Raw genomic sequence first — 6717 nt, 5'->3', positions numbered from 1 at the left:
CGGCGCGTCAGGCGGCCTGGGCACTGTCCGGCGGCGCCGAGCCACCCCAGTGGCCTGTCGCGGCCGAGGAGATCGCCGCCGCCACCACCCCGGAGGTGCACGAACGCTACGCCGACGTCCGCCAACGGGCGCTACGGCTGCTGACGTAAACAGGACAGAGCGCGGCGGGCCGAACGCGACGGCGCCGGGTCCCAACCCAGGACCCGGCGCCGCACCCCCACGTCGTACTCCGAGGACAGCGGCTTCTACGGCTATCTGAGCTGGACCGCGTTCGCGCGGGACCTGGGCCTCACCCGCGGCACCGCGATCGCCAACGTGAGCTCGTGGCAGAGCTACGCGATCACGACGCACGGCTGGGTGTGCTGGTCGAACGGCCCGGTTGCGTCCGCGAACATTTACTGAACCGCGCGCGGTGCGCGGGCCGTCGGACGGTTCCGCGCACCGCGAGTCCGGTGGCACACTGATTCCGGAGGTGGTGGCATGCAGTTCAACCTCGGCGAGTCCGTCGACGAGCTGCTCGCCATCCATGCCGCCGACGCCCGACGAGCACTGAACGCATTCGGTTCGCTTGCGGCGTTCGACGGCGAGGGCCTGCCCGGTGCGCCCGCACTGGGCGGCTACGACGAAACCGACGACGTTGTAGTCGTGGCGCGTTTGCACTACGGCGACCCGGCCGCGGACGGACCGTGGGCCTGTGTCGAAACGGCCCGCCTCGCCCACACGCGAATGCTGCCCGGACCGCTACGACTGCTGATCGGACACTACCTACGCCTCGACGGCGTGCGCTTCGCCGACGTCGACTGGACCGCCGGCACCGGCACGATCGTGGTCGACGGCCAGCCAAGGAGGGCCGAGACGGTACACGCCGGCCGCTGGCGGGCGACCAGATGCGAACATGACGCCGCGCAGATCACCGTCGTCACCCGCGACTGGCCGCGTGCCATAGTGACGGTGCGGCTCGGGTCCGACGTGGAGCCGGTGCTCGCCGGTGGCCCCCTCGGGCTCGGGGCCCTCCACACCGCAACAAATGGCTGGACCATCCCGATCATCGCGCTCGGAGCGCTCCTCATCGCGCAACTGCTCGCCGGAGCGGTCGCCTCTCGGCCACGGCACATCCGAGCCAAAACCCCGCCACTGAAGAACCCACTAGCCTCAGGCAAGGCGGACACCGCCGCCGTCGATGCCCCTGCGGAACGCCAGCGTGGCGAGCACCTCGGTGGAGTGAGTCGGGCCGCCGTTGGTCAGGACCCGCACCACCGCCATGTCGCCCGTACACCCAGGCCAGCATTCGCCGTGCCACCACGTTCCCGCCGACGACCGCCAGCAAGGTGGTCGCCGCGGTGATGACGCACGTGTTGAGCAGCGATCGCCAGAACACGGGGTCGGCCAGCACGACCTCGATGCCGGCCAGGCCGGCCCGGTCGAAGGTGGGCTGCTATGCACCCTGGTGCGGACTGCGGGGGAGGGGCAGCTGGACGGTCGCCGTGCAGCCCGTGTTCGGGCTGGAGCGCAGCGACAGGGCGCCGCCGGCGTCGGCCACGGCCTGTGCGATCAGGGTCAGGCCGACGTGGCCGGGTTGCGGCCCGCGGCGGGGATCGAACCCGGCGCCGTTGTCGTCGACCGTGAGCCGCAGTGTGTCGCCGATGTCGAGGATAACGCTGACACGGGCGGGCCGGCCGTGCCGCACGGCGTTGCGGACCAGTTCCCGGGCGCTGCGGGCGACAAGGAGCGCGTGGTCGTCGTTGAGATCGGCGCCGGGATCGTGGTGCGCGACGCGGACGTCGAGCGCGATCGGTTCCGGTACCGCCGGGCGAAGCAACGCGGGCAGCCGGGCGGCGAGGTCCGCGGCCGGGATCGGGTCGGGAACGACGTCGTCGGTCAGGGTTCGCAGCTGCCGGATGCTGTCGCGGACGAGGTTGTGCGCGAGCGTGCGGGAGCCCGCCGGTGGTACGCCCGGCAGTGTCATCGTGTCCAGCGACATCACGACACTGGCGGCGGAGAGGGCCTGGATAGGGCCGTCGTGCAGGCGCTGGGCGAGCTCACGCCGCTCGCGGTCGGACGCCGTGACGGCCAGTGTGGCGAGGATCGCGTAGCGCTCGGCGGTGCGGCGCGTGCGCCGGCTCGCGGCGACGGTGAGCGGGAGCGTGGCGAGTCCGATGCCCAGTGCCCCGGCGACGAGCAGCGGGAGCTGGTCGGTCATCGCCTGGAGTGCGGCGGCGTCACCACCGGCCGGTACGTAGAGCTCCAGGCTCAGGACGTTGCGTGCCGCGTCGCGGAAGTCGAGGAAGACCTCCAGCAACTGGTCCTGGCGGGTTGTTTCGTAGCGGTGCTCCACGTCGTCGGGCACGTCGAAGATGCGTTGCCCCGCCGACCCGATCGATCGCAGCGGTCCGCTGTCCGTGTCCCGTGACGTTCCCTCGAGGCGCGCCTCGTCCGACACCAGGATCCTGGCCCGCTCGCCCTCGACGATCCAGAGCTTGACGCGATACACGGTCCCGGACAGTACGAACGGTTGCAGCCGGTCCAGGACGTCCGCACGGTCGTACCCGCCGGGTGCGCCGAAGTCGTGCGTCGCGAGGCTCGCGATCGCCGCGTCGGCGATAGCGGCGGAAACCTGGAGCGCGGCGCGCGCCGCCTGCTGGTTCGAGGTGCGCCACGCGGTGGTCCCCGCGCCGGCCGCGGCGACGACCGTCACGAGACCGGCGAGCAGCACGTGGCACAGCAGCGCCCGCCGTAGCGTCGGCAGGCGGGGTGGTCGCTTCACCGGAAGCGGTCCGTGCGGACGATCAGGCCGAGCCGGTCGGCGGCGGCCACGGCGTCGAGCTGGGAGTGCGCTCCGAGCTTGGACAGGATCGCCTTGACGTAGTCGCGCACGGTGTGCACCGACAGGTCCAGCTCGCCGGCGATCTGCCCGGCGTGCGCGCCCGTGGCCAGCAGGGTCAGCACCTCCCGTTCGCGCGGGCTCAGGCGCGGGACCGGGACAGGTGCCCCGCCGGCTGCCTCGTCCGGCGGTTCGGTGCCGCGGATGACGTCGAGGACGCTGCGCAGCGCATCGTCCTTCGCCAGCAACGCGTCGGCCCCGGCGTCGCGGGCCTGTTCGGCGAGGCCGGGCCGAGGATGGCCGGTCAGCAGGATCAGCTGTGCGTCCGGGCGCAGGGCACGCAGCTCGCGCACGACGTCCAGGCCGGTGCCGTCCGGCAGTTGCAGATCCACGATGGCCACGTCGAAGCCGCGATGCGCCGCGGTCGCCAGCGCGTCCCGCGCCGAGTGCGCCACGGCCACGCAGCGGAGGTCGGGCTGCGCGTCCAGCGCGAAGCTGAGCACGTCGGTGAACACCCGGTGATCGTCGATCACCAGCACGGCCCGGGAACGCCTGCTGGCCCGGGCCGTTTGCGTGAGCGATGCCGACCGTGTCATCGGCGTTCTCAACGGCTCGTCATCGCAGACAGGTTCCTTCGGCAGTACCCCCCCAATTTTGGGGGATTGGCGAAATATGCGGCAGTACAAAAGCTAGGTTAGGCAATCCTAACACCCCCTGCCTGGACCTCCGACCGAAGGAAGCCCCCGTGTTGATCCCCGCAACGACCGCTCGTCGTCGCCTGCTCGCGATGCTCACGGTGCCGGTCGTCGGCATACTCCTCACCGCCTGCGGCGGCGGATCCGGCGCGACGCCGGAAGCGGCGGCGTCGGGCGGCTCCACCGCCGCGCTCGACCCCAACGTGACCCTCGTGCTCTACAATGCGCAGCACGACACCCTGACCAAGGAATGGGTCGCCGCGTTCACCGCCAAGACCGGCGTCAAGGTCGAGATCCGCCAGGGCAGTGACCTGACGATGGCCAACCAGCTCGTCGCCGAGGGCTCCGCGTCGCCGGCCGACGTCTTCCTGACCGAGAACTCCCCGGCCATGTCCCTGGTCGAGAACGCCGGACTGTTCGCGCCGATCGCCCCGGCGACGCTCGCGCAGGTGCCGGCCGAATACGTGCCGTCCACCCGGAACTGGATCGGCATCGCGGCGCGCTCGACCGTCCTCGCGTACAACCCCACCATGGTCACCGAGTCGGACCTGCCCAAGTCGATCATGGACCTGCAGGACCCGAAGTGGAAGAACCGCTACGGCGCCGCGCCCAAGGGCGCCGACTTCCAGGCGATCGTCAGCGCGATGCTCGAACTCAAGGGTGAGGCGGCCACCAGCGCCTGGCTGACCGCGCTGAAGAACAACGGGCAGGCGTTCAGCGGCAACAGCGCCGCGATGAAGGCCGTCAACGCCGGCACGGTCGCCAGCGCCGTCATCTACCACTACTACTGGTACGCCGACCAGGCCAAGACCAAGGAGAACAGCAAGAACGTCAAGCTGCACTTCTTCGGCAACCAGGACCCCGGCGCGTTCGTCAGCGTCTCCGGCGGCGGCGTGCTCAAGTCGAGCAAGCACCCCAACGAGGCGCAGGCGCTGGTCAACTTCATCACCGGCAAGGAGGGCCAGACCATCCTCGCCAACGGCACCGCCTTCGAGTACTCGGTGGGCCAGGGCGTCGCCTCGAACCCGGCCCTCAAACCGCTGTCGGAGCTCGGCGCGCCCGCGGTCGACGAGTCCAAGCTCAACAGCCAGAAGGTCACCCAGCTGATGACAACGGCCGGACTCCTCTGAGTCACATGCCGCAGACCGAACCGGCGGCAGGCGCGGCGGTACGGCGACTCCGGTCGCTCCCACCGCTGCGCCTGCTGGCGCTGTGTGTTCCGGTCACGGCGTTCGCCGCCGTACCGCTGGTGTTCATCACGTTCTACTCCTACGAGGTGGGCTGGGACGGCATCCGGCCGCTCGTGTTCCGACCGCTCATCGCCGAACTGCTGGGCAACACCCTCGCGCTGTGCGGCACCGCCACCGGATGCTGCCTGGTGCTCGGCACCGCCCTGGCCTGGATCGTGGAACGCACGTCGCTGCCGTGGCGCGGGATGTGGCTCGCGCTGCTGACCGCGCCGCTGGCCATCCCGGCATTCATCAACAGCTATGCGTGGATCACGGTGCGGCCCGGCCTGGACGGGCTGGCCGCGTCCACCATCGTCACCACCCTGTCGTACTACCCGTTCGTGCTGCTGCCGGTGGCGGCGACGCTCCGCGGCCTGGACCCTGCCCTGGAGGAGTCGGCCCGGGCGCTGGGATCCGGCCCGGTGCGGGTCTTCGCCCGCGTGGTGCTGCCGCAGCTGCGGACGGCCATGGCGGGCGGGGCCCTGCTCGTCGCCCTGCATCTGCTCGCCGAGTTCGGCGCCATCGAGCAGCTGCGCTACCCCACGTTCACCACCGCGATCATCGCCCAGTACGAGTCGACGTTCGCGTCCGCGGCGGCCAACATGCTGGCCGCGGTCCTCGTGTTGTGCTGCCTCGCGTTCGTCACCCTCGAAGTGCTGGTCCGCGGACGCGCCCGGACCGCCCGCCTCGGCGCCGGTGCCGCCCGTCCGGCGGTGCCGGCCCGCCTGGGGTGGCTCACCGGACCCGTCATCGTTCTGCTGCTGGCCCTGCTCGGGCTGGCGATCGGCGTCCCGGCGTACAGTGTGATCCACTGGCTCACCTACAGTACCGTCGGCGCTTGGGACCTGGCCGCGCTCCTGCCGGTGCTGGGAACCACGGCGAAGCTCGGCGCGCTCGCCGCCGTGGCCGCCGTCGCGATCGGATTCCCCATGGCGTGGCTCGCCGTGCGGTACCGCAGCATCGTGAGCACCGTCATGGAACGCAGCACCTACCTGGCCAGCTCCGTGCCTGGTGTCGTCGTCGGCCTGTCGCTGGTCACCGCATCAATCCGGTACGCCCGCCCGCTCTACCAGACCACCACGCTGGCCGTCGCCGCCTACGTGATGCTGTTCCTGCCCCGCGCCATGGTGAACCTGCGGGCGGCGATCGGCCAGGCGCCACCGACGCTCGACGAGGCGTCGCGCGCGCTCGGACGGTCGGCCCTGGCAACCTTCCGCCGGGTGACCGTTCCGCTCGCCGCACCGGGCATGCTGTCCGCGGCCGCTCTCGTGTTCCTCGCCGTGACCACCGAGCTGACAGCGACCCTGTTGCTCGCGCCCACCGGAACCCACACGCTGGCCACGGAGTTCTGGGCCGCCACCGCCGAGATCGACTACCCGCGGGCCGCGCCCTACGCGGTCTGCATGATCGCGCTGTCGTTGCCGGCGGCGTACCTCCTGTTGCGTCAGTCCACCCGGGGAGCCAGACCATGACCGCGCTGTCAGTGCGAGACGTGCACAAGAGCTACGGCCAGGCGCGGGTCCTCGACGGGGTGAGCCTGGACGTCGCCGAGGGCACGACCACGGCGATCCTCGGCCCCTCCGGCTGCGGCAAGACGACGCTGCTGCGGCTGATCGCCGGGTTCGACCGGGTCGACGGCGGCACGATCGCCCTTGCCGGCCGGGTGGTTTCAGCGGTACCTCCGGAGAAACGCAGCATCGGCTATGTCGCCCAGGAGGGTGCGTTGTTCCCGCACCTGACCGTCCAGGCGAACATCGCGTTCGGCCTGTCCCGGGCCGCCGGGACCAGGGCGGAGCGCAGGCACCGCGTCGCCGAGCTCCTCGATCTCGTCCGTCTCGACGCGTCCCTGGCCGGCCGCCATCCGCACGAGCTGTCCGGCGTCGAGGTGGTGGCGCTGAGCGGGTATCTCGAGCCGCAGCTGATCGCCGACGCCCTGCACGCCGGCGCGGTCGGCTACCTGCTCAAGGACACC

General features: G+C 71.2%; 6 protein-coding genes. 4 read left to right on the top strand and 2 right to left on the bottom strand.

The annotated features are described in order from the left end of the window. Positions 1-480: 480 nt before the first annotated feature. The gene (locus tag ABT297_RS42265) at positions 481-1344 is read left to right on the top strand and encodes a hypothetical protein (protein ID WP_350559588.1); all 864 of its coding nucleotides are present in this window, start codon (positions 481-483) and stop codon (positions 1342-1344) included. Positions 1345-1435: 91 nt separating this feature from the next. On the opposite strand, the gene ABT297_RS42260 is transcribed toward ABT297_RS42265, so the two are convergent. Both ABT297_RS42260 and ABT297_RS42255 read right to left on the bottom strand, forming a co-directional pair. Next, on the bottom strand, positions 1436-2764 hold the full coding sequence (locus tag ABT297_RS42260; RefSeq protein ID WP_350559585.1) for a sensor histidine kinase: 1329 nt from the start codon (positions 2762-2764) through the stop codon (positions 1436-1438). Continuing rightward, positions 2761-3417: a response regulator gene (locus ABT297_RS42255; protein WP_350559582.1), complete on the bottom strand. Its 657-nt coding sequence runs from the start codon at positions 3415-3417 to the stop codon at positions 2761-2763. The genes ABT297_RS42260 and ABT297_RS42255 overlap by 4 nt, the downstream gene beginning before the upstream one ends. 149 nt (positions 3418-3566) lie before the next feature. Between ABT297_RS42255 and ABT297_RS42250 the strand changes: the two genes are divergently transcribed. From ABT297_RS42250 to ABT297_RS42240, 3 genes are all read left to right on the top strand, one after another. Further along, the gene (locus ABT297_RS42250; RefSeq protein ID WP_350559579.1) at positions 3567-4646 is read left to right on the top strand and encodes an iron ABC transporter substrate-binding protein; all 1080 of its coding nucleotides are present in this window, start codon (positions 3567-3569) and stop codon (positions 4644-4646) included. A gap of 5 nt (positions 4647-4651) precedes the next feature. Further along, positions 4652-6217 carry an ABC transporter permease gene (locus ABT297_RS42245; protein WP_350559576.1) on the top strand — a complete coding sequence of 522 codons (1566 nt, stop codon included), beginning with the start codon at positions 4652-4654 and terminating at the stop codon, positions 6215-6217. After that, positions 6214-6717, top strand: a 504-nt coding sequence (locus tag ABT297_RS42240; RefSeq protein ID WP_350559573.1) for an ATP-binding cassette domain-containing protein, incomplete at its 3' end; no start/stop codon positions are given. The genes ABT297_RS42245 and ABT297_RS42240, both read left to right, overlap by 4 nt.

The sequence above is a fragment of the Dactylosporangium sp. NPDC000555 genome (assembly GCF_040300025.1).
Lineage (GTDB): Bacteria > Actinomycetota > Actinomycetes > Mycobacteriales > Micromonosporaceae > Dactylosporangium.
The sequence above is the reverse complement of the archived record's forward strand: the minus strand, read 5'-3'. Positions and strand labels throughout refer to the sequence as shown.